This window comes from Bacteroides sp. (assembly GCF_028690125.1).
Lineage (GTDB): Bacteria > Bacteroidota > Bacteroidia > Bacteroidales > Bacteroidaceae > Bacteroides.
Genome location: NZ_JAQVBV010000118.1, coordinates 1 through 3,722 on the forward strand (window position 1 = coordinate 1; position 3,722 = coordinate 3,722).

The 3,722-nt window shown below is 37.9% G+C and carries 2 protein-coding genes and 1 pseudogene; all 3 read right to left on the reverse strand.

From position 1 onward, the window contains the following. The coding region (locus PHO71_RS25595) for a hypothetical protein (protein ID WP_300209009.1) at nt 1-379 on the reverse strand (379 nt) is incomplete at its 3' end. Beyond that, entirely contained in the window at nt 376-1,797 is a 1,422-nt protein-coding gene (locus PHO71_RS25600; protein ID WP_300209010.1) for a reverse transcriptase domain-containing protein, read from the reverse strand. The genes PHO71_RS25600 and PHO71_RS25595, both read right to left, overlap by 4 nt. A gap of 450 nt (nt 1,798-2,247) precedes the next feature. Beyond that, nucleotides 2,248-3,722 (reverse strand): annotated as a pseudogene (locus PHO71_RS25605) (hypothetical protein); the annotation flags it as partial.

Genomic DNA, 3,722 nt, shown 5'->3' on the forward strand with positions numbered 1-3,722 from the left:
AGGTATTGAATTGTTTATATACAGGCTCATCTTCTGTACCAAACTTAAATACAACTGGCAATGATTTTCCATTTGTTTGAATGGCTAAATCGTAGGCAGCTTTATAGTTGAATTGATTTTCGCTTGACAACCAAACCTTAATGCCATTGTAGGTCATGCCTGATAGAATATCATTATCTATCTGAGAATTATACCAACCAATAATCAAAGACTTTATCTCATCAATCGTAGGACGATGGTCGAACTCTTCTTCCATATACGTGGCACTATTTGGATCGTTCTCCTTACTTTGTACATCCCAACGTACACGCCACTTATTCTTCTTTGGGTTCACGCATTCCAGCAATGAAACGCCAATACTACCTTCTGCTCTTATCATGTGAATATGTATTTAGTTCCTCCGTTACCATATCTTTCCGCTTTTATAACTGTTCGGAATGGTAATTCTCCCTGCTCTTTGATTTGGTCTAATACTGACCATATTTCTTTAGAAGCCGTGAAGAATTTCTTTTCTTCTTTTTCATGCAATATGCGAACGACATACCTTCCTTCTGGTTTGGGTATTTCATCTGGATTGACAAATTCAATATCATCAGGTATGTTACCTTTATATTTCTCTTTGAGACGTTCATATTCAATCTTAGCTTTTGATACTTTGTTTGAATACTCCTCTTTCTCAAAATTGGGAATTACACCTGTCTCAAAATCTAATACGACAATAGGAGTATTTACCAAATCACGGATAGAAACTTGATTTCCCTTAAAGCGTTTCTTTCCGTCAGCATACTTTGGTTTTATGCCTAAATCCTTAAAATCTTTCATACTTATACCAGTTAATCTATAAAATAAGTTTCGGCAGTCTGCATGCTTACAAAGCCCATAGAATGATGCTGTAAGCTCACGTTTCCTTTTTATACTTTTTATTCGATGTATTTTCTTTGCAAAATTCTTTTTATTACGTTTCCGAAGTCTGGTATGAGTGGGATATATTACATATCCTAAAAAATCCAGACCTTCCGAAATTGGGAACACACGTTCATTAGCTTTTACTTTCAAACGCATAATTTCTGCTTGCTGATGTACGTAGTTACGTATCATCCAACATTCTTTCTTTGTTCTTGCATGCGAAGAGCCATCATCGCAATACCGATAGAAATGTTTCAATCCTTTTTCATCTTTCAAATAATGGTCAAGAAACATCGAAAGAAGCATATTTCCAAACCCCTGAGAAGAACGCAATCCAATACTTAGTCCTTCAGGCATCATACGAACAAAACGTTCAAGAATAGTAAGCAGAATTTTATCTTTGAATAATCTACGCAAGCAATACATCATAAAGTCTTGCCATATACTTTCATAAAACTTCATAATATCAAACTTATAGATATACTTCATCTCCTCTGGAGATTGCTGTATGTCTCTACGAATGTAATTAAGAAGGTCATGAGTCCCTCTATTCTTAATAGAAGCGGAAGTTGTGCGTATGTATTTACGAAATACTCTTTGCTCAACAACGCTCATTACTGCATTTACTCCAATCCTCTCTATTATCGGTATAGCTTGAACCTTTCTGTCTTTTGGACCATCTGTTACTATTCGTTCCTTGTAACCTGATATTCGGAAAGTTCCATCTTGTATTTGTCGTGAAAGAATTTCGACAACGAGTTCCTTGTTATTCATTATCCAACGACCTATGCGAGTTCTTTTGCGTTTATTGCCATGCAAAACAACGGATATAGAGTTGTACAAATTATGAGGTTCAACAATTTCTCTTATTACATCTCTTTCACGTTTCATGTTCCTTCAATTTTCTGGGTCTGACTTCTTCGGCTGCATATCTGAATATACCCTACCAAACTCTACCCAACGCTTTATTTTTCACTTTTCCAAATCCCAATAGACTTGCTGTTAGTGAGGTTCATTTCCCTGAGCTCCACCTTGAGGACACCGTCCTCGTTGTTGTACGCCCAATTTCTTTCTTTGCGTTATAACTTAATTGTTTGCGAGCCGACAACCAATGTTCGTGTTCGCATTCGATGAATCGTTATTCGCATTCGCATACGAGACACCGCCATTAGCATTCGCATTGTTGTTCGACCGATACACCCACCAGTGCTTTGGGAAAATCCGCCTTTTATTTTTCATCTTCTTATACTTGCGTGATGTGAGAAAGCGGGACGTGTCAGTTGTCATAAATGCCAACAACTTACACGCCATCCGCTTTTCGCCTTTTCGTTATGCGCTATATTAGTTTGGTAACGCCTTAAACGCAGCCACGCTTATCGCAATGACGATGGCGCCACGGAAGGCGAGCCGACAACCAATGTACGTGTTCGCACTCGATGAATCGTTACTCGCATGCGCAAACGAGACACCGCCAAGAGCATTCGCATAGTTGTACGACCGATACACCACTCTGTTAGCTGCATTACTGATATATTGCTGGTCTGCATAGAAAGTCGTGTTACTTCCGTTACTATTGCTAACATTTATCACGTCCATGAATTTTTGATGATAAACGGACTTAACATAGTTACCTGAAGCCGTGCTACTCAAAACTTTTCTTACCGTACCGTCAGGCATAGTAATAGCGTATTTGTACTGGTCTTCAGAAGTATTAGGCAAACCGACTTTAGCCATCCACTCAGCAAGGTTTCCCCACCAGTTTTCATATCCTAAACTTCGTGTACAAGGTATTCTTACCAACTCTCCGTTTTCATTATAATACCAAGCGTATTCCGTAGCATGATTTTGATTTATGGTATCTGTCATACCCAAGAATGCACTTGAACCTACTATTCGTTGATTCGTATTTTGACCATATCCGCATTGGTCTTGTGAATCTCTTCTACCATATTTTGCAAAAAATAAGTTTGCGACATCTTTGTGCATTTCCCAATCCACTAACTGAAGATTTCTGGCTACAGCATATGAAGAGAAGTCTGGTTGAGTAAGATTATTAACGCCTGCAACACCATAAGCAGCGGAATATAGTTTACTACCTATATTTATTGCCTCAAACATACCTACCAAGCATTTCTCGTGCTTAACCCAGTCAGGCTCCATATCCTCTACCTTAGATGAATTGGAAAGCACTACGTAATCAAATTCTGCATTGTTATGGACAGAGAAATAAAGCGTTTTAGCATTTTCTGGTACAGATAGGATTACATACATTCCATTCACAAACTTAGAGTCCAATGTTCCTATGAGAATATCTTTTATGACATTATCATTTGCATCGGCAACTACAGAACCAACGAGACTTGTTCCAAGAACGGTGGGGAAACGTACATATTTATACTGGCTAACATCTATTTTACAAATACTGTAATTGCTGTCTTGTGAAGTAGCTTCTATCACTGTCGATTTACCAGTCAGTATTTTATATCCCTTATTATAAGCATTCAAGTTCTTTATATCTTCCATCGTCATAATATCTACGGAAGGAATATCAGGCATATCGTCATTGCTGCTGTAACATGAATACTTTTTGCTAACTCCATCGGAGAATGCTCCTAAAATGTCATTTACTCCTTTATACCAATATTCAGGTTCAAATATGAAAGCATCTCCTTCGGTACTATCTAACTTAGCAGGCGTTGAGCTTCCAACCGTTGCTCCATCAGCATAATAATTGAAATCTTTGTCGTTTAATTTACATATGGTCATAGTGCCTTTTGTTGCTTGTTTACCAAGACACCCATAACGTTTGCTTAGTA

Bases quoted from the DNA above. Each gene is read 5' to 3' on its own strand.
- PHO71_RS25600 (WP_300209010.1), bottom strand. From the start codon at position 1,797: ATGAAACGTGAAAGAGATGTAATAAGAGAAATTGTTGAACCTCATAAT.